Origin of the sequence: Streptomyces sp. NPDC001941 (assembly GCF_040296945.1) — a bacterium.
Taxonomy (GTDB): Bacteria; Actinomycetota; Actinomycetes; order Streptomycetales; family Streptomycetaceae; genus Streptomyces.
This window is the reverse complement of sequence record NZ_JBEOYE010000006.1, coordinates 1-20009: the sequence shown is the minus strand read 5'-3', so window position 1 is coordinate 20009 and position 20009 is coordinate 1. Positions and strand designations below refer to the sequence as shown.

The following is a 20009-nucleotide window of genomic DNA, read 5'->3' as shown; positions in this document are numbered from 1 at the left end:
GTGTCGGTACCCACCACGAGCGCCGTGCGCACGCCCGTTCGGCAGGGCGGACGGGAGCCGTCCGCGGTCCGGTGGCGCCTCGCGCCGAACCAGGCCGATCTGTACGTCGCCGACCGGATAGCGGACGCCGCGGGCACCTATACGGTGTGCTTCGCCTTCCGAATGGAGCGCGCCGGAGACCCGGTGGAGTTGCAGTCGAATCTCGAACGACTGCTGGAAATGCATCCGGTTCTGGGGTGCCGGGTGGGCGAGGACTCCCAGGGCTGGTTCCTGGAGCCCAGCCCGACCCGACCCCGCATCACACACTTGACCACGCCTTTGCCTGCCGATGGGCCCCACGCGCAGCGCCGGATAAGGCATCTGAGTGAGCGTCCGCTGGACCCGCGACAGGGCCCCATGATCCGCGTGGCGTTGCTGCCGCACACGGACGGAACCGCCGACCTCCTCGTCGTCGCGCACCACCTGGCCGTCGACGAGGGCTCCACCGCGCTGCTGGGCGCGCACCTCCTGGGGCTCACCCCGCCCGAGCCCCGCGAGTCGTACGCCACCTGGACGGAGCGCGCCCACGGGGCGCGGAGCGCGGCGGCGGACCGGGCCCTGGAACTCAGGGCCGGCCTCGCGGGGGCGGACTGGGAGCCGGACCTCACCTGGGCCCGCCACACCCGCGGACCCGTACGGCCCGCCCGCGGCGTCGAGGGCGCGACCGTCGAGGTGACCCTCGACGCCACCGCCTGGGGCCGGGTCCGCGCAGCGGCCGCGGGACAGCGCCTCACCCCCTACTCCTTCGCCCTGGCGGCGGCCGCGCTGGTGCTGGCCCGCAACAGCGGCGCCGAAAGCCCCGTCCTGGGCGCGACCGTCTCCCGCCGCTCGCCCCGGCACCACGCGACCATCGGCTACTTCAACACGACCGTCGCCATCCCGGTCGACACCGGCGGCTCCCCGACGGTCGGCGCGTTCCTGGCCCGTACGCACCAGCGCAGCCTGAGCGCCTACCGCGACGCCGACGTGCCGCTCTCCGCCGTCCTGCCCGAAGGATCCACCGGCCCGCGCCTGGTCGTCGTCCCCGTACCGCAGCTGCCCACTCTCGTCGACGGCGACCGGGACTACCCCGCCCGCCCCGCCGCACGAGCACTCACCGCGCAGTTCCCGCTGGCCCTCTACCTCCACGAAGAGGCCGACGGCTCCCTGCGGGCCGTCCTGCGCCACCAGCTCGCGGCCGTCGACGCCGGGGCCGCGGCGCTGTACGCGCGACAGTTCCGGCACACCCTGGAAGCCCTCGCCGCCCATGACGCCGACGACGCGCTCGACAACGTCGTCACGCTCGCCGACGCCGACCGGCGACAGGCCGCGCGGCTCGGTCTGGGCGAGCGCGCCGACGCCACGGCGACGGCCGCCCACACGCTGCCCGCGCTGTTCGACGCCCAGGTCAGGCGCGCACCCGAACGCACCGCCGTCACCTGCGGACCGGCGGGCGTCGACTACGCCGAACTGGACGCCCGCACCACCGGGCTCGCCCGCGCCCTGGTCGAGCGGGGCGTCGTCCCCGGTGACCGCGTCGGCGTGTGCCTGCCGCGCGGCATCGACCAGGTCACCGCGCTGCTCGCCGTCCTGAAGTCCGGCGCGGCCTACGTGCCGCTGGACCCCGACTACCCCGCCGAACGCCTCGCCTTCATCGCCGAGGACACCAGCCTCAAGGCCGTGATCGGCGACGCGCCGCTCTCCGGGGCGCGCACCGTCCCCGTCACGGCGCGCGGCGCCGCCTCCGTCCCGCTCCCCGTGGTGTCGCCCGACTCCCTGGCGTACGTCATCCACACCTCGGGCTCCACCGGACACCCCAAGGGGGTCCAGGTCACCCACCGCAACGTGGTGTCCCTCCTCGCCGCCACGGCAGGGGAGTTCGGCCTGGGCCCGCAGGACGTGTGGACCCACTTCCACTCCTTCGCGTTCGACTTCTCCGTCTGGGAGATCTGGGGCTGCCTGCTCACCGGCGGCCGCCTCGTCGTCGTCCCCTACGAGGTCTCGCGGGACCCCGAGGAACTGCTCCGGCTGCTGGGCGAGGAAGCGGTCACCGTCCTCAACCAGACGCCCTCCGCCTTCACCCAGCTGGTGGCCGCCGAACGCTTCGCGGCGGGCGACCTCGCCGTCCGGCTGCTGGTCTTCGGGGGAGAGGCACTCGACCCCGCCGTGCTGCTGCCCTGGTTCGACCGCTACCCCGAGAGCCGCTGCCGCCCGGTGAACATGTACGGCATCACCGAGACGACCGTGCACTGCACCTGGCACGACCTCACCCGGGCCGACGCCCTGCGCGGCAGCTGCCCCGTCGGACGACCCCTGCCGGGCTGGCAGTTGCACGTCCTCGACCCGCGGGGCAGGCCCACCCCGGTGGGCGTTCCCGGCGAGATCCACGTGGGCGGCGCAGGGGTCAGCGCCGGCTACCTGGACCGCCCCGAACTGGACGCGGAACGCTTCGTCACCGGCCTCCTGGACGAGGACCCCACGCTGCGCCTGTACCGCAGCGGTGACCGCGGCCGCTACCTGCCCGACGGCAGCCTGGAACACCTGGGGCGGCTCGACGACCAGGTGAAGATCCGCGGCCACCGCATCGAACTCGGAGAGATCCGCGGCCAGTTGCTCGCTGACCCGCACGTCGCTGCCGCGGCGGTACTGGTGCGGCGCCCCGGGGACGCCGCGACCGCGCGGATCGACGCCTACGTCGTGCTCACCGACCCCGCCCACCCGGGGGAGGAGGTCCACCGGCGGCTGGCCGAGAGGCTGCCCGCCCACCTGCTCCCGGCCGCGGTGACCGCCGTACCCGCACTGCCGCTCACCGCGAACGGCAAGCTCGACCTGGCCCGCCTGCCCGAGCCCGCCCCCCGCGGCGCGCCGCCGTCCCCCGGCCCGGCCGGGCCGCGGGTACCCGGCGCCGACGCCGCACCCGGCACCGGCGAGAACCTCGCCGTGCGCCTCGCCGGGGTCTGGCAGGACGTCCTGGAGGTCCCCGTCGGCGTCGACGACAACTTCTTCGAGCTCGGGGGCAACTCGCTCCTCGCCGTCCGGCTGAGCTCCGCCCTGAAGGACCAGGGCTTCGCAGGAATCCAGCTGCGGAGCATCTTCCGCCACTCCACCCCGCGTCGCCTCGCCGACGCCCTCACCGACCACAGGAGCACCCGATGACGACGGCCCCCGACCGGCAGCCCGGCGGAGCCGGCACACCCGAGAACGCCGTTGCCGTGGTCGGCATGGCCCTGCGCGTGGCCGGAGCGGACCACCCCGACGCCTTCTGGGCCAACCTGCTCGCCGGGAAGGTGACCCTGCCCGCCGGCCTGGCCGACGGCCCGCTCGAAGGACGGCTCGAAGCCGGACGCATCGACCGCTTCCGGGAGTTCGACGCCGAGCTGTTCGGCATGCTCCCCGCCCAGGCGGCCGCGACCGACCCCCAGCACCGCGTCCTCACCGAGCTCGCCTGGGAGGCGCTGGAGGCCGCCGGGCTCGACACGCTCCGCTCGACGGACAAGGTCGGCGTCTTCGTGGGCAGCGGCCCCGACGCCTACCTCCACGACCACGTGCTGCGCGACCCCGCCGTCGTACGGGCCCTGGGCGAGGACCAGCTCAGGCTCGGCAACTCCCGCGACTACCTGGCGGCAGCGCTCTCGTACCGCCTCGGCCTGACCGGCCCGAGCCTCACCGTGCAGAGTGCCTGCTCCACGTCCCTGGTGGCCGTGCACCAGGCGGTGCGCAGCCTGCTCACCTACGAGTGCGACATCGCCCTCGCGGGCGCCTGCACCGTGCACCCGGCGGACGAACCCGGCTACTCGTACGTCGAGGGCGGCATCGTCTCGCCCGACGGCCGCTGCCGCAGCTTCACCGAGGGCAGCAACGGCACCGTGCCCGCCAGCGGCGCGGGCCTCGTGGTGCTGCGCCGTGCCGAGGACGCCGCCGCGGACGGAACCGGCCGGGCCCGGGCCCTCGTCCTGGGCAGCGCGGTCAACAACGACGGCGCCCAGCGCATGAGCCTGACCTCCCCCAGCCCCGTGGGCCAGGCCGAGGTCATCCGCGAAGCCCTGGACTCCGCCGGCCTCCGGCCGCGGGACATCGGCTACGTCGAGACCCACGGCACCGGGACCGCCCTCGGCGACCAAGTCGAACTGTCCGCGCTGGCCGAGGTGTACGGCGAGAGCACCGCCCCCCGCCTCGCCCTGGGCAGCGTCAAGCCGAACGTGGGCCACTGCGACACCGCCGCCGGCGTGGTCGGCCTCATCAAGACGGTCCTGGCCGTGGAGCGCGGCACGCTGCCGCCGACGCCCTCCCAGCCGGGCGACGGCCCGGACGCCCCCCTGGGCTCCCCCCGCTTCCGCCTGCCCCGCGCTCCCGAGCCCTGGGACGGCGACGTCCCGCGGGTGGCGGCCGTCAGCTCCTTCGGCCTGGGCGGGACCAACGCCCACCTGGTCGTCGGCCCCGCCGCCGCGGACCCGGCGCCCGACCCGGCCGAGGGCGACCCCGGCCACCGGGTGGCCGTGCTCTCGGCGGCCACGCCGCAGGCCCTGCGGGACAAGCGCCTGCACCTGGCCGACTGGCTCGAAGGCCCCGGAGCGCACACCGCCCTGACCGACGTCCTCGGCACCCTGTGGCACGGCCGCCGCGCGCTCGGGCACCGTACGACCGCCGTACTGAGCGGGGACGACGCCCTGGCGCGCGCCGAGCTCGTCCGGGCACTGCGGGAGAGCGGGACCGCTCCCGCGGCCGCCGCGGACCCGCGGATCGCCGTCGTGCTCCCCGGCCAGGGCACCCGGATCGCCGGTGCCGGACGCGAACTCGCCTCCACGGACCCGCTGTTCGCCGACGACCTCGTCGCCCTGGCGGGCGCGGTCCTCGACGCGGACGGTCCGGATCTGCGGGACGCGGCGCACTGGGACCCCGAGGACCCCAGGTTCCTCGACACCGCCGTGGTCCAGCCACTGCTGTTCGTCCTGGGCCTGGCGGCCCTGCGCCTGCTGGAGCGGAGCGGTGCCGACCTGGGCCCGCTGCTGGGCCACAGCGTCGGAGAGCTCACCGCTGCCACCCACGCGGGCGTGTTCAGCGTCGCCGACGGCGCCGCCGCCGTGGTCCGCCGTGGCGCCCTGATGGGGCGGGCCCCCCGCGGCGCGATGCTCGCCGTCGGCACTGGCGAGGACGCGGCCCGGAGCCTGATCGCGGACCTGCCCGCCGACGTCTGCGTCCTCAACGCCCCCGACAGCACGGTGATCGGCGCGGACGAGGACACCGTCGAGGAGGTGGCACGCCGGTGCGCGGCCGCGGGCGTGAGCTCCCGGCGCCTGGCCACCGCGCACGCCTTCCACAGCCGGGCGATGGAGGAGGCGGCCACCGGGTTCGAGAAGTTCCTCACCGGCCTGTCGCTGTCCGCCCCCCGGCTCACGGTCCTGTCCAACCTGACCGGCGGCGTGCTCAGCGCCGAGGACGCGTGCGACCCCGGCTACTGGGGCCGCCAGCTGCGCGGCACCGTCCGCTTCGACGACGCCGTCCGTACCCTGGCCGCCGTCGCCCCGCACCTCGTGATCGGCACCCACCGGGGACCCGCCACCACCGACCCCGTACGCCAGGAACTGCGCCGGGCGGGCGTGGCCGCACCGGTCGTGGACCTGCTCGGCTCCCGGTCACGACCGGAGGCGCTGGGGCACCAGGACGTGCTGGCCGCGCTGTGGAGCGCGGGCTGCCGCGTCGACCTCGGCGTCCCCCGGCCGCGGCGCACCGCCGCCCTGCCCGCCTACCCGTTCGCACCGACCCGCCACTGGATCGACGCGCCCCCCGCCGGGGAGCCGGCTCCGGCCGCGGCCCGCGCCGTCCCCGTGTCCGCGCCCCCGGCCGCGGACACCACCGACTCCGCTCCTGGCGAGGCCGAGACGCCCGTCGAGGAGAGCGGTGACGTGGCACGCACCGTCAGGGAGATCTGGCAGGCCGCCTTCGGAGGCCCCGCCCTGCGACCGGAGGACAACTTCTTCACGCTCGGCGGCACGTCGCTCCAGGCCGCGCACCTGCTGACCCAGGTGAACGAGGCCCTGCTCGTCAACGCCAGCCTGTCCGACCTGTACGGCAACTCCGAACTGGGCACCTTCACCGCCCGGATCCAGGAACTGCTGACGGTGCGCGACGACGACGAACTGCTGCAACTTCTCCGTGAGATCGAGGCCGACCAGTGACCGACCTTTCCGAGCGCCTCGCCGCGCTCTCCCCCGAACAGCGCCGCCTGCTGAACTCCCGGATGCGGCAGCGGACCGCCGAGGACGCGACGGCCGACAGCGCGCCCGTGGCGCTGCGCCACAGCCTGTACTTCTTCGCCAGCGCCCGGGCCATGCGGCCCGACGCCTACTACCGGTTCGTGTGCGAGGCGTCGGCCCTCGCGGACCGTGCCGGGCTGCACGCCGTCTGGCTGCCCGAGCGGCACTTCGTCGACTTCGGAGGCCTCACCCCCAACCCGGCCGTCCTGGCCTCCGCGGTGGCCGCGGGGACCGAGCGCATCGGCATCCGGGCGGGAAGCGTCGCGGCCCCCCTGCACCACCCCGTGCGCATCGCCGAGGACTGGTCCATGGTCGACCAGATCTCCGGCGGCCGGGCGGGCCTGTCGTTCGCAAGCGGCTGGCACCCCGACGACTTCGTGCTCGCGCGCACCCCGCACGCCGAGCGCCGCGACACCACGCTGCGGGCCATCGACCAGGTACGCGCCCACTGGCGCGGCACGCCGGTCTCCTACCCGACCACCGCGGGCGGCGACGTCGAGGTCCGTACCCGCCCCGAGCCCGTCCAGCCCGAACTGCCGGTCTGGCTCACCGCCGCCGGGTCCCCCACCACCTTCGAGGCGGCGGGCCGTGCGGGCGTCGGCGTCATGACGGGCCTGCTGGGCGGACCGCTGGAGGTGCTCAGCGAGAACATCCGCCACTACCGCGCGGCCTGGCGGGAGGCCGGACACCCCGGCGAGGGCGACGTGGTGGTGATGGTGCACTCCCACGTCAGCGCGCGCGAGGACCTGGAGGGCTTCCTGCGCCCCGCCATGCACGGCTACCTGAGGGACTTCCGCAGGCAGACCGGCACCACGGAGGAGGACGGCGACGTGCTGCTGGAGAGCGCGTACCTGAACTTCCTCGGCGGCAGCTCACTGCTCGGCACCCCGGCCAAGGCGCGATCCGTCCTGCGCCGTCTCGCCGACGCGGGCGCGGACGAGGTCGGCCACCTGATCGACTTCGGCCTCCCCGCCCCCGACGTGCTGGCCGCACTGCCCGAACTGTTCGCCCTCTCCGCCGAGGAGCAGGACCGATGACCGCACCGGAGAGCACCGACCTGCGCGCCAGGCTGGCGAGCCTGGACCCCGCGCAGCGCGCCGCCCTCGCGGCACGGCTGGCCGCCCGCCGCGAGGGGAAGACCAGCCTGGGCCGCAGGCCCGGACCGCGGGACACCTTCCCGCTCGGCATGGACCAGGAACGGCTGTGGGTGCTGGACCAGCTGTACCCGGGCACCACCACGTACACCCTCGGCTTCGGCCTGCGCTTCCTCGGCGAGCTCGACCAGGAGGCCTTCACCCGCGCCGCGAACGCCGTGGTCGCGCGGCACGAACTGCTGCACAGCTCCGTCGAGGTGCTGCGCGGGCGTCCGGTGCTGCGCCTGCACCCCGGACGCGGCGCGGACCTGACCTTCACCGACCGGTCCGACGGGCCGGACGAGGAGCGGGAGGAGCGGCGCAAGCGGTTCATCAAGGAGCAGGTGGCCCGCCCGTTCGACCTGGGCCGCGACCCGGTGCTGCGGATCGCGGTGGCGGACCTGGGCGGCGACCACCAGGTCGTCCAGACCATGCCGCACTCCTTCACCGACCAGTGGTCCTACGTGCGGATCAACAAGGAGCTCCTGGAGTTCTACCGGGCCTTCAAGGAAGGCGACGAGCCGGACGTACCCGAACTGCCCGTGCAGTTCGGCGACTGGGCGCAGTGGCAGCGCGACCTCTTCGACGGACCGCAGGGCGAGCGGCACCGGGCGTTCTGGCGCGACTACCTGGCCGGTGTGCCCGAGCGGCTCGCACTGCCGTACGACCACCCCCAGGACACCACCGACCACGACGGACGCCAGTACAACTTCGTCCTGGACCCCGAGGTGGCCGCGGCCTTCGCCGCGCGCGCCCGCCAGTCCCGCAGCACCGTCGCCAACGCCATGGCAGCGGTCTACGCCACGCTGCTGTACGAGGAGACGGGCGAGCGCGACGTCATCGTCGGCGTCCCCAGCGTGACCCGCTCGGAGCCGGCCGTCCAGGACATCGCCGGCTTCCTGCTGACCAACCTGCCCCTGCGCGTGCGCATCCCCGAACACCCCACCCCCGCGGGCGTGCTGGCCGCCGCACAGGCAGCGGGTTCGGCGATCGCCGGACACCACGAGGTCCCCTTCGGCGAGATCGTGAAGGCGGCCGCGCCCGAGCGCTCCCACCTGGGCTACCCCCTCCTGCAGACCATGCTGGTCCACCTGGACCTGGCGGACTCCGTCTTCTACACGGTGCCCGGCGCCCGGGTGTACGCCAACGCGGTCAACGAGGGCATCTCGTCGATGGACATGACCATCGCCTGGTGGCAGGTCAGCGACGTGATGTTCGGGCGGATCGAGTACCGGACCGCCCTCTTCGAGGAGTCCACGGTCGCCCGGCTCTCGCGGCGCCTGCTGCAACTGGTCGAGCTGTTCGCCCACCAGCCCGACGCCCCCCTCGCCCCGCGCGGCGCCGTCGGCGTCCGCCAGCGGGCGGCCGACCTGTGGCGCGAGGCCCTGGGCGTGGACCGGGCCGACCCCCAGGACGCCTTCGCGGACCGGGGCGGGACCCCGCTGGCGGCGGCCCGGCTCACCCGTGCGCTGCGAGAAGCAGGAGCGGCGCCCACCGTCGGGATCCGCCCCGCGACGACGCTCGGCGAGCTGGCCGAGCACCTCGCCACGGCCACCGGCCGGCGGCCCGGCGCCGCGGCGGACGACCACGTCCCCGGGCGCCTGAACGTGTCCGCGGACTACTTGGAACGCCTCTTCTCTCAGGGCAGCGGCGTGGGACAGGAGAACCTGTGACGACCACCGAACAGGGCGGCGTCGCGCCGCCCGCGGCCACCCTGCGACGACGCCCCCTCGTCCTGATGCTGGTGGCCCACTACCTGTCCGCGTTCGGCAACGCCGTGACCGTGGTGACCGTACCCCTCTACGTGTTCGGCCAGACCGGCAGCTCCGTCTCCACCGGCCTGGCCGGATTCGCCAACGCCCTGCCGCTCGTCTTCGCCGGAGCGGTCGGCGGCGTCTGGATCGACCGGATCGGCGGACAGCGCATGAGCGTCGTCTCCGACCTGCTGGCCGGCGCCCTCATCGGCCTCGTCCCCCTGCTCAACGACACCGTCGGGCTTCCCCTGCCCGCGCTGATGCTGCTGCTCTTCGGCCGCAGCATGGTCGCGACCCCCGCCTCGGCGGCCCGCATGACGCTGGTCAAGCCGCTCGCGGACGAGGCGGGCGTGCGCCTGGAGAACGCCAACTCCTGGATCCAGGGCGCCCCCCGGCTCGGCCTCCTCGTCGGTGCCCCGCTCGCCGGCCTGCTGATCGCCACCACCGGGCCGGTCGTCGGCATGTACGTCGACTGCGCGTCGTTCTTCGCCGCCGCCCTGCTCATGTCGCTCGGCGTCCCGCGCCGCGCACCCCAGCCCGCCGCCGAACGCCCCCCGTTCTTCCGGCAGCTGTCCGACGGCCTCACGGCGACCCGGAAGATCCCCGTCATCGCGGCCATGACCGGTTTCGTGGTCGTCACCAACTTCCTCGACGACGCCTTCACCCCGGTCCTGCTCCCGGTCTACAGCGAAGAGGTCCTCGGCGGCGGCCAGTACCTGGGCTGGCTGCTGGCCGCGTCGGGCTGCGGAGCCGTCGCGGGCACGTTCCTGTACGGACCCGCCAGCAAGCGGCTGCTCACCAGCCGCCGCTGGACCCTGCTGGGCTGCTTCGCCGTCATCGGCGTACTGCGCCTCTGCGTGGCCGCCGAGCCCGGCCCGGTGCTCACGATCGTCATCTCCTTCCTCCTCGGCCTCGCCGCCGGACCGCTCAACCCCGTGCTCATGACCGTCATGTTCGAGCGGGTGCCCCCGGAGCTGACCGGCCGCATCTTCGCCCTCAGCGGCGCGGCGGCCATGAGCGCCGCCCCGCTCGGCATCCTCGTGGCCGGCTGGTCGGTGGACCTCGCGGGCCTGCGCACCACCCTGATCGCCTTCGGCTGCGCCTACCTGGTCCTGATCGCCGTCTCCTCGCGCCTGAGCGCACTCAAGGACATGGACAAGGGCCCGGACGCCGCGGACGCCGCCCCGGCACCGGCGAAGGAGACGGCCCCGTGACCGAGACCCTCAGAGAAGGCCGGCTGGAAGGACGCATCGCCCTGGTCACCGGCGCGGCGCGCGGCGTGGGCCGCGCCTGCGCCCGGCGGCTGGCGGCCGAAGGGGCGGACCTGGTACTCGTCGACGCCCCCGGCGACGTCCCCGGAGTGCCCTACCCGCTGGGCAACGAGAGCCAGCTGCTGCACACCGCGCGAGAGGCCCGCGCCCAGGGGGCGGACGTGATCACCGCGTGCGCCGACGTACGCGACCTGACCGCCCTCACCGACGTACGCGACCAGGCCCTGGAGCGCTTCGGCCGGGTCGACGTCGTCGTGAACAACGCGGGCGTGGTGGCGCCGTCCGGGCAGCCCGCGCACCGCACCACGGAGCAGGAGTGGCTCACGATGCTCGACATCGACCTGAGCGGAGCCTGGCGCACGACGCACCTGTTCGCGCCCTCGATGGTGGAGCGCCGCAGCGGCAGCATCATCAACATCGCCTCCACCGCGGGCCTGGTCGGCTACCGCAACTTCGCGGGGTACGTCGCCGCCAAGCACGGCCTGATCGGCCTCACCCGCGCCACCGCCCTCGACTACGCCTCCCTGGGCGTGCGGGTCAACGCCGTCTGCCCCGGCAACGTGCGCGACGAACCGGACGTCGAGGGACGCATGCTCTCCGAGGTCGCCCGAGCCCTGGACGTGCCCGCCCAGGAACACCAGGCCCTGTTCACGGCGGAACAGCCGATGAACACCCTGGTCGACCCCGCCGACGTGGCGTCCGCGGTCCTCTGGCTCGCCTCCGACGAGGCCCGGCACGTCACCGGCAGCACCCTGACCGTCGACGCCGGATACACGGTCCGCTGATGGCCGGGACGACACGCGAACAGCACGGCGTGCCCACCGCACGGCACACCGGCCACCGTCCGGCCTCGCCCGGCGAACGACAGTTCTGGTTCGCCGAGCAGATCGCCCCGGGCGCCGTCGCCCTGCGGGCCGTGGGACACCTGCGCATCGAGGGCCCGGTCGACCACGCGGTCCTGTGCCGCGCGCTCACCGCCGTCCACCACCGCCACGAGGCGCTGCGGACCGCCTACGTCCTGCGCGACGGAGAGGTCGTACGACAGGTCCTGGACGGCCCGGAGCGGACCGAGCCGATGGAGCTGCCGCCCGGCACGACCTTCACCGAGGCAGCCGGACGCCTGCTGACCCCCGACGCCTTCGACATCGCCGCCGGCCGCGTCCACCGCGTCGCCGTCGCCACCGGTCCCGCCGGCGCGGACCTGTACCTGGGCGTCCACCACATCTCCTTCGACGGCCTGTCCCTGGAGGCCTTCGCCACCGAACTGGCGGCCGCGTACGCCCGGGCCGCCGACGGCACCGCACCGGAGCCCGCACCCGTGCGCCGGGCCGACCCCGACGTGCTCCCCGGCCCCCAGCGCGAGGAACTGGTCGCCTACTGGCGCACCGCGCTCGACGGCGCACCCGACCTGCCCGCCCGGGGACCGGCCCCGACCCATCGCGACGTCATCCGGGCACCGGCCGCCGAGCACCGCGCGACCTGGCCCGCCGCCCTGTGGTCGGCCACCCGCGACCGGGCGCGCCGGCACGCCTGCTCCCCGTACGCGCTCCTGCTCACCGCCTACGGGCGGGCGCTCGCCGAGGAGACGGGCGCCGACGACTTCTGCGTGGGCACCGCCATCGCCCAGCGCTCCGCGTCCAACGCCGAAGAGATCGGCTGCCTGATCAACACCGTGCCCCTGCGGCTGAGGGACCCGCACGGGCCCGACGCGGTCGACCGGTTCTGGAACACCGCGATCGACGCCATGGCCCATGCCGGGCTGCCCACCGACGAGATCGTCCGCGAGTGCCGCGGGCGCCCCGGACGCCGGATGCCGCTGTTCCAGACGCTGTTCGGCTTCCAGAACTGGCAGCGCACCGAACACGCCGCCGGGCCCGTCCGGATGTGGACCGTGCCGGTGCGGCCGGTGGGCTGCGCGGCGGAACTCCAGGTGCAGGTCGCCGAGAACGCCGCACAGGAACTCGAAGTGACGCTGCAGGCACCCGCCGACGGCGCGTGGGCCCCGCACCTCGAGCGCCTGCTGGCCGGCTACCGGCACCAGCTCGACACACTCGCCACCCGCGAAGGAACGCCATGACGACACGACTGCTGACCCTGCCCCACGCCGGTGCCGGCGCCGGGACCTACCGCCCCTGGCAACGCTTCGCGACCGCGGACCTCACCCTGCACCCCGTCCAGCTCCCCGGCCGGGAGGACGAGTTCAACTCCCCCCGCTACGCCACGTTCGCCGACGCGGCGGCGGGCACCGCCGAGCGCGTCCGCGCAGCGGCCGGGACGGACCCGTACGTCCTGTTCGGCCACAGCTTCGGCGCCGTGCTCGCCTACGAGACCGTGCACCACCTGCGGGCCACCGGCGGGCCCCTGCCGCGCCACCTCGTCCTCAGCGGCTCCGTCAGCCCGCGCCACCGGGGCCCGCAGTGGATCAGCGACGACGACGAACAGGCCGTCGCCGACCTCAAGCGTGGCTCCGACGGCGGGCTGGAGGCCCTGGACCACCCGCAGCTGCGCGCCCTGCTCCTGCCCACCATCCGGGCCGACATCCGGCTGCTCAGCGACTACCGGCCCAGCACGCTGGAACCCCTGCCCATCCCCATGACCGTGCTCCGCGGCACCGACGACGCCACCGTCCCCCCGGACGAGTGGCTGGCCTGGGCCGAGTTCACCACGGAGAAGTTCGACCCCGTCGAGCTGCCCGGCGGGCACATGTACCTCACCGCACGGGCCGCCGAGGTGTGGCGGATCATCGAGGGAGTGCTGTGAGCGCGGCACAGGCGGGCGCCCAGGCCCTGCTCCTCGACCGGGCCTCGGCCCAACTGCACCAGGAGGACCCCGAACTCGTCGCCCTGCTCGACGGCGACGTGACCGCGCAGAACTCCACCCTGGCCATGGTCGCCTCGGCCAGCGTGGCCGACCCCTCGGTGCTCGCCGCCGGCGCCGCGGCCCTGTCCAACGTGACGGCCGAGGGCTACCCGGGCAAGCGCTACCACCCCGGCGCGCACTGGTTCGACGCGGTCGAGCGCCTCGCCGTCGAACGGGCCACGGCGCTCTTCCACGCCCGCTACGCCAACGTGCAACCGCACTCCTGCTCCTCGGCCAACGTCGCCGTACTGGGCGCGCTCCTGCCGCCCGGCGGCACCCTGCTCGCCCTCGACCTGGACGCCGGCGGCCACCTCACCCACGGCTCCGCCGCCTCGCTGACCGGACGGCACTACCGAGCGGTCCACTACGGCCTCACCCCCGGCGGCCGCGTCGACCTCGACGAGGTCGCCGCACTCGCGGACCACCACCGGCCCGGGGTCATCATCGCGGGAGCCAGCGCCCACCCCCGCACACTGGACTTCGCCCGCTTCCGGCGCATAGCCGACCAGGTCGGCGCCTACCTCGTCGCGGACATCTCCCACATCGCCGGCCTCGTGGCCACCGGCGAGCACCCCAGCCCGATCGACCTCGCCCACGTGACCACCACCAGCACCTACAAGCAGCTCGGCGGGCCGCGCGGCGGACTGATCCTGATGGGCCGGGACCACGCGACCCCCGGCCCCGACGGCCGGACCCCGCTGTCCCGCCTCATGCAGCGCGCCGTCTTCCCCCTTGCCCAGGGCACCCCCAACCCCGCCGCCATCGCCGCCAAGGCCCGGGCCTTCCAGCTGGCCGCCACTCCCGCCTTCAAGGAGACGGCCCGGCTGATCGTCGGCAACGCCCGCGCACTCGCCGAGGAACTCGCCGACCTGGGGCACCACGTCCTGGCCGGCGGCACCGACACCCACATGGTCCTGCTGGACCTGCGGGCGCACGGCCTGAGCGGAGTGGTGGCCGAACGCGCCCTGGAGGAGTGCGGGATCCTCGCCAACCGCAACCGCATCGACGGGGACCCGCGCCCCCCGCTGGTCGCCAGCGGCCTGCGCCTGGGGACCAACATCCTGGCCCAGCGGGGCATGGGCGCGCAGGAGACGCGCGCCTGCGCCCGGCTGATGCACACCGTCCTGACGGCCACCACCGCCGTGGACGACACCACGTACGCCCTCGCCCCCGACGTGCGCGACCGCGTACGCGCCGAGGTGGCGCGACTGTGCGCACGCTTCCCGCTGCCCCACTACCTCGGCGACGACGACCTCCACGACAGGGGAGTACGGCCTTGACCACGAACACCGCCCAGCTTCCGACCGACCGGCCCCGCGGAACGTCCGCCCCGAAGTGCTCCGCGACGGCGACCAGGACCCTGCCGGCCGCCACCGCCGGGTCCGACGCCCTCGTCCTGGCCGGCTTCGCGTTCCTGCTGCACCGCTTCGGCGGACAGGACGAACTGGTCCTGCCCGTACGCGAAGGCGCCGGAGCGACCCGCGCACTCGGCTTCACCTGCACCGGCGAGGAAACGCTGGCCGAGCTGGCCGCCGCCCCCGTGCCCGCCGCGATCGTCCCCGAGGGCGGAGCCGCCGTGTGCCTCGCCGGGACCGAGGGCCCCGGCGAGCCCCCGTCCCGCGAGGCCGAACTCGTCGTGCACCCGGCCACGCCGGAAGGCCGCCGCGTCGAACTGCGCCACGACCCGCGGCTGTTCGACCCGGCCACCGCCGAACTCCTCCTGCGTTCACTGCACGCCCTGCTCGACGACGCCACGGCTTCCCCGCACTGCCCGGTGTCCCGCCTGAGGCTGCTGTCCGACGACGACGCCCACCGCACGCTCGTGGAGTGGAACGACACCGCGACCGAACTGCCGCACGGCGACGCCCTCCTGCACCAGCCCTTCGAACAGCAGGCCGCACAGCGCCCCGACGCCCTCGCCGTCATCGAGGACGGCGGACAGAGCCTGACCTACGCCCAGGTCGAACAGCGGGCCAACCGGTTCGCCCACCACCTGCGCGCCTCGGGCGTCGACCGCGGCGCACGAGTCGGCCTGTGCCTGGAACGCTCGGCCGACCTGCTCATCGCCGCGCTCGCCGTCCTGAAGGCGGGCGGCGCTTACGTACCGCTCGATCCGGCCTACCCCGCCGAGCGACTGGCGGCCATGGTCGGCGGAGCCCACTGCGCCGCCCTGGTCAGCCGCACGCACCTGACCGCCAACCTCCCGGCCCCCACCGAAGGCACCCGGCTCGTCCTGCTCGACCGGGACGCGCCGGCCGTCGCCGAACAGCCCGCGCACCCGCCGGCCCGCGACAACGACCCCGAAGACCTCTGCTACGTCATCTACACCTCGGGATCCACCGGCGCGCCCAAGCCGATCGCCCTGCGCCACCGGGGCGTGCTCAACAACCTGATGGACCTCGCCACCCGGTACGGAACGGGCCACGGGGACACGGTGCTCGCCCTGTCCTCGCCCAGCTTCGACATGTCCGTGGTGGAGTTCCTCGGCACCACCGCCACCGGTGGCACCGTGGTCGTCCCCGCGCCCGACCGGGTCAGGGACCCCCGCCACTGGGCCGAACTGGCGGCACGCCACGGCATCACCGTGTGGAACTCCGCCCCCGCCCTGCTCGAACTCCTCATGGACCACCTGGAGCGCGACGGCGACGACGGCGCCCTCGCCCGGCTGCGCCTGGTCATGCTCGGCGGCGACTGGGTGCCGCTCTCCCTGCCCGGCCGGGTCAGGGCCCTCACACCGGGACTCCGGTTCATCGTGCTCGGCGGCGCCACCGAGGCGTCCGTCCACTCCACCGTGTACGAGGTCGGCGACGTCGCCGACGACTGGACCAGCATCCCCTACGGCCGTCCCATGGCCAACCAGCGCACCTACGTCCTCGACCACAACCTCCAGCCGGTCCCGCCCGGCGTCACCGGGGAGCTCTACCTGGCCGGTACGGGACTGGCGCGCGGCTACCTCGACCAGCCCGAGCGGACCTCCGAGCGCTTCCTCCGCTGGTCCCACGGCCCGGTCGCCGACGAACGCCTCTACCGCACCGGCGACCTGGCACGCCTGGGACACGACGGCCTGATCGAACTCATCGGCCGCGCCGACTTCCAGGTGAAGATTCACGGACTGCGGGTCGAACTGGGCGAGATCGAGGCCGCGTTGCGCGAGGCCGAGGACGTCAAGGACGCCGTGGTGGCAGCCCACCCCGACTCCACGGGCGACCCGCGCCTGGTCGGATACGTCGTCACCGCCCCCGGCGCCGACGTCGACGCCCGCGCCCTGCGCACCCGGCTGGCCGACAAGCTCCCCGCCTACATGGTGCCGACGGCGATCCTCGCCCTGCCTGCCCTTCCGCTGACCCCCAACGGCAAGGTGGACCGCAAGAACCTCCCCGCGCCCGACCCGGCCGGAGCGCAGGACGCCCCGGCCACGGACCCGGCCGACCACGCGCCGGGCTCCTGGGAGGAACACGTCGCCGCCGTCTGGTCGGACGTGCTCGGCCTGCCCCGCATCGGGCCCGACGACGACTTCTTCGCGCTGGGCGGCGACTCCATGAAGGCGCTGCGCGGCATGATGCGCATCCACCCCGCGCTGAAGTGGGCCGACATGTACCGCAAGTCGACGCTCCGCGGTCTGTCCGATCACCTGAGGCAGACCGTCGCCCCCGCGCCCGGGTCCGCGGCACCCGGCGCCTGAGCCTGGCCGGCATCCGCGAACACCCCACCCCGCAGCACCAGAGACACCGAGGAAGAGGACGGCACCATGCGCTGGTCCGACATGTACGTCGCGGGCACCGGCCTGCACCTGCCCGCCCGGGAACAGACCCGCACGGCGGTCGACGAAGGCCGCTACGACGCCGACGAATGCGAGGTCAACGGCTACACGGCCGTGGCGGTCTCCGACGGCACCGCCCCGGCCGACATGGCCGTGCGCGCCGCCCGCGACGCGCTGAAGGCCTCCGGGCACGCCGTGGGGGACGTGGCGATGTCCGTGCACTCCAGCGTGCACCACCAGGGCGTCGACCACTGGACCCCGGCCACGTACATCCAGGGGCAGGTCCTCGGCCCACAGGCCCGCGGTCCCGCCTTCCACATCGACCAGGCCTCCGTCGGCGGACTCTCCGGGCTCACCCTCGCCCTCTCCCACCTGCACACCCAGCCCGGAGCCAGGGCCGCGCTCGTCACCACCGCGGACGCCTTCACCGAGCCGGTCTACGACCGCTACCGCAGCGAGAAGTGGTTCGTCCTCGGCGACGGCGGCACCGCCGTCGTCGCCTCCCGCACCCACGGCTTCGCCCGGGTGCTCTCCACCGCCCTGGTCACCGACCCGTCGCTGGAACCCCTGTACCGCGGATCCGAGGGGCTCCACGAACGCCCCCACCACCGGCTGCCCCTCGACCTGCGCGCGCGCAAGCGCGGCTACGTCGCCGAGGCAGGCGTCGAGGACATCGCGCAGCGGGAGAACGCCGGCCTGCGCGACGTCGTCAAGGAGGCCCTGGACGACGCGGGCGTCAGCCTCGACCGCGTCGCCCACTGCGTCCTGCCCAACGTCGGGCGTGCCCTGCTCCAGTGGCAGTACCTCGACGTCCTCGGCGTCGACACCGACCGCACCACCCTCGCGTGGGGCGCGACGGTGGGGCACATCGGTGGCGGAGACCAGTTCGGCGGGCTCCACCACCTGGTCGAGAGCGGCACGCTCACATCGGGGGACCACGTACTGCTCGTCGGCAGCGCCATCGGCTTCCACTGGGCCTGCGCCGTACTGGAGATCATCTGACATGGCCGAGGAACCCACCGTGCCCGCGCAGCCCCGTACGCTCTACGCCTGGTTCGAGGCCTCAGCCCTGCGCCGCCCCGACCACATCGCGCTCGACCTGCCGGGGCGGGCCGTCAGCTACGCCCGGCTCCGCGCGGCCGCGCTGACGGCGGCGGCCCGCATCAGCGCCTTGGGCGGCGGCCCGCCGCGCCGCGTCGCGCTCGTCGGAGGGCGCACCGCCGAGGTCTTCGCCGCCTACCTGGGGGTCCTGGCCCTGGGCGCCGCCGTCGTCCCGCTCAGTGCCGAGCACCCCCTGCGGCGCAGCGCCGACGTGTGTCGCCTGGCGGAGGCGGACCTCGTCCTCGCCGCGGACGCGCCCGGAGCCGCGGCGCTCACCGGTGCGGGCGTGACCGCGCCGGTCGTGGCCCTGGACGTCCTCGGCGACCTCTACGCGGACCTGGACGCGGATGCGCAGGCCGAGCCGCTCCCCGCGGACCCCGATGACGTCGCGTACGTCATGTTCACCTCGGGCTCGACCGGGACGCCCAAGGGCGTACCGATCAAGAACCGGCACATCTCTCCGTTCCTCGCGTCCTGGATCGACCTGCACGAGGTGACTCCCGACAGCCGTCTGTCCCACGTCATCGGGATGACCTTCGACGCGTCCGTGTGTGACATGTTCTGCGCCTGGGGCGCCGGAGCGACCCTCGTCGTGCCCGCGCGCTCGGAGATCAACCGCGTGGTCGACTACATCGTGGACCGCGGACTCACCCACTGGAACTCGGTCCCCTCGGTCCTCGCCCTCGCCCAGGGCCTGGGACAGCTGACCGAAGGGCGCGCGCCGGGACTGCGTCACAGCGTGCTGGGAGGTGAGCGCGTCCCCGCCGCGCTCGTCGAGGCGTGGACGCGCGTGGCGCCGAACACCCGGGTCCACGCCACGTACGGTCCCACCGAAGTGGCGATCATGTGCACCACCCACCACCTTCCCGCCGACCGGGCCGACTGGATCGCGACTCCGCACGACGGCACCCCCATCGGCGTCCCCTACCCGGGCGTGGAAACCCTCGTCCTGGACGACGAGGGACGTCCGGCTCCGCAAGGAGAGCTGTGCCTGCGCGGACCGCAGCGCTTCGACGGCTACCTGGACCCGGCCCAGAACGCGGGCCGGTTCGTGAGCACGCCCGTGGACCAGGGGCCGGCGGAGCCGCTCCGCGGCACGGACGTCACACCGGCCCACTGGTACCGCACCGGCGACCAGGTGCGCTGGACCGACGGGCAGCTCGTGCACCTGGGGCGCCTCGACGACCAGGTGAAGATCGCCGGGCACCGCATGGAGCTGGGTGAGATCGAGGCGGCCCTGACGCGGCTGCCCGGCATCGACCAGGCCGTGGTCCTGGCGGATCGCCGCGCCGCGGAAGTGGAGTTGGTGGCCGTCTACCGGGGCACACCACTGCCCGCCCAGGACCTGGCCGCGCGCCTGAGGGAGAGCCTGCCGCGCCAGATGGTCCCGCGGCACTACCGGCACGTCACGCGGATCCCGCTGAACACCAACGGCAAGACCGACCGCAAGCGCCTGCTGGACGAGCTGTCCTGACGCATCATGGGCCCGCGCCGATCGGGTGCGGGCCCATGGTGGTGGTGGGGTCTCAGCTCCGTGCGTCCCAGGTGGCGAGGACGGTGTCGTGCTTGTCCTGGTCCAGGCCGACGGGGATCTTGCCCTGGAGGTACTTCGGCGCCGGGTAGTCCCCGCCCTGGAGGGCCTTCCAGGTGTCGGCGACGGTTTCGGCGACGGGTCGGCAGTGCATTCCGGCGGTGAGGGCCTTGGCGGAGGTGGCGGTCCAGGTGCCGGCGACTTCGGGGATGTCGGGGGCCCACAGGGGGAGTTCGGTCCAGGGGGAGACGTCGTGGTCCTGGAGGAACTGTTCGTCGGCCCAGACGAGTTGGGTGTCGGCGCCGGTGGCTTCGATGCAGGCGGTGAG

The 20009-nt window shown here is 74.4% G+C and carries 12 protein-coding genes and 1 pseudogene; 12 read left to right on the top strand and 1 reads right to left on the bottom strand.

Annotated features, from left to right (window positions below; all coding sequences use genetic code 11):
* From ABT160_RS07415 to ABT160_RS07360, 12 genes are all read left to right on the top strand, one after another.
* On the top strand, nucleotides 1-3174 hold the full coding sequence (locus ABT160_RS07415; protein ID WP_351644730.1) for a non-ribosomal peptide synthetase: 3174 nt from the start codon (nucleotides 1-3) through the stop codon (nucleotides 3172-3174).
* A complete protein-coding gene (locus ABT160_RS07410) occupies nucleotides 3171-6194 on the top strand; it encodes a type I polyketide synthase (RefSeq protein ID WP_351644727.1) in 3024 nt (1007 codons plus the stop codon). Before ABT160_RS07415 ends, ABT160_RS07410 begins: the two co-directional genes overlap by 4 nt.
* The gene (locus ABT160_RS07405) at nucleotides 6191-7309 is read left to right on the top strand and encodes a MupA/Atu3671 family FMN-dependent luciferase-like monooxygenase (RefSeq protein WP_351644725.1); all 1119 of its coding nucleotides are present in this window, start codon (nucleotides 6191-6193) and stop codon (nucleotides 7307-7309) included. Before ABT160_RS07410 ends, ABT160_RS07405 begins: the two co-directional genes overlap by 4 nt.
* Entirely contained in the window at nucleotides 7306-9078 is a 1773-nt protein-coding gene (locus ABT160_RS07400) for a condensation domain-containing protein (RefSeq protein WP_351644723.1), read from the top strand. The genes ABT160_RS07405 and ABT160_RS07400 overlap by 4 nt, the downstream gene beginning before the upstream one ends.
* Nucleotides 9075-10373, top strand: coding sequence for an MFS transporter (locus tag ABT160_RS07395; protein ID WP_351644721.1), 1299 nt, complete (start codon nucleotides 9075-9077; stop codon nucleotides 10371-10373). The genes ABT160_RS07400 and ABT160_RS07395 overlap by 4 nt, the downstream gene beginning before the upstream one ends.
* Nucleotides 10370-11215, top strand: a complete 846-nt coding sequence (locus ABT160_RS07390; RefSeq protein ID WP_351644719.1) for an SDR family oxidoreductase — start codon at nucleotides 10370-10372, stop codon at nucleotides 11213-11215. Before ABT160_RS07395 ends, ABT160_RS07390 begins: the two co-directional genes overlap by 4 nt.
* A complete protein-coding gene (locus tag ABT160_RS07385) occupies nucleotides 11215-12507 on the top strand; it encodes a condensation domain-containing protein (protein WP_351644718.1) in 1293 nt (430 codons plus the stop codon). The genes ABT160_RS07390 and ABT160_RS07385 overlap by 1 nt, the downstream gene beginning before the upstream one ends.
* The gene (locus ABT160_RS07380) at nucleotides 12504-13190 is read left to right on the top strand and encodes a thioesterase II family protein (protein WP_351644717.1); all 687 of its coding nucleotides are present in this window, start codon (nucleotides 12504-12506) and stop codon (nucleotides 13188-13190) included. The genes ABT160_RS07385 and ABT160_RS07380 overlap by 4 nt, the downstream gene beginning before the upstream one ends.
* Nucleotides 13187-14569 (top strand): serine hydroxymethyltransferase, encoded by a 1383-nt coding sequence (gene glyA, locus ABT160_RS07375; protein WP_351644715.1) that lies wholly within the window; start codon nucleotides 13187-13189, stop codon nucleotides 14567-14569. Before ABT160_RS07380 ends, glyA begins: the two co-directional genes overlap by 4 nt.
* On the top strand, nucleotides 14566-16971 hold the full coding sequence (locus ABT160_RS07370) for a non-ribosomal peptide synthetase (RefSeq protein ID WP_351644712.1): 2406 nt from the start codon (nucleotides 14566-14568) through the stop codon (nucleotides 16969-16971). The genes glyA and ABT160_RS07370 overlap by 4 nt, the downstream gene beginning before the upstream one ends.
* A 66-nt stretch (nucleotides 16972-17037) precedes the next feature.
* The gene (locus ABT160_RS07365; protein WP_351644709.1) at nucleotides 17038-18051 is read left to right on the top strand and encodes a ketoacyl-ACP synthase III family protein; all 1014 of its coding nucleotides are present in this window, start codon (nucleotides 17038-17040) and stop codon (nucleotides 18049-18051) included.
* A 1-nt stretch (nucleotide 18052) separates the two neighbouring features.
* Nucleotides 18053-19624 carry an amino acid adenylation domain-containing protein gene (locus ABT160_RS07360; RefSeq protein WP_351644706.1) on the top strand — a complete coding sequence of 524 codons (1572 nt, stop codon included), beginning with the start codon at nucleotides 18053-18055 and terminating at the stop codon, nucleotides 19622-19624.
* Between the two features lie 52 nt (nucleotides 19625-19676).
* Here the strand turns inward: ABT160_RS07360 and ABT160_RS07355 are convergent.
* Nucleotides 19677-20009 (bottom strand): annotated as a pseudogene (locus ABT160_RS07355) (NAD-dependent epimerase); the annotation flags it as partial.

Coding starts and splice junctions, on each gene's coding strand:
- ABT160_RS07400 (WP_351644723.1), top strand. CDS start 7,306: ATGACCGCACCGGAGAGCACCGACCTGCGCGCCAGGCTGGCGAGCCTG.
- ABT160_RS07365 (WP_351644709.1), top strand. CDS start 17,038: ATGCGCTGGTCCGACATGTACGTCGCGGGCACCGGCCTGCACCTGCCC.
- ABT160_RS07385 (WP_351644718.1), top strand. CDS start 11,215: ATGGCCGGGACGACACGCGAACAGCACGGCGTGCCCACCGCACGGCAC.
- ABT160_RS07410 (WP_351644727.1), top strand. CDS start 3,171: ATGACGACGGCCCCCGACCGGCAGCCCGGCGGAGCCGGCACACCCGAG.
- ABT160_RS07380 (WP_351644717.1), top strand. CDS start 12,504: ATGACGACACGACTGCTGACCCTGCCCCACGCCGGTGCCGGCGCCGGG.
- ABT160_RS07360 (WP_351644706.1), top strand. CDS start 18,053: ATGGCCGAGGAACCCACCGTGCCCGCGCAGCCCCGTACGCTCTACGCC.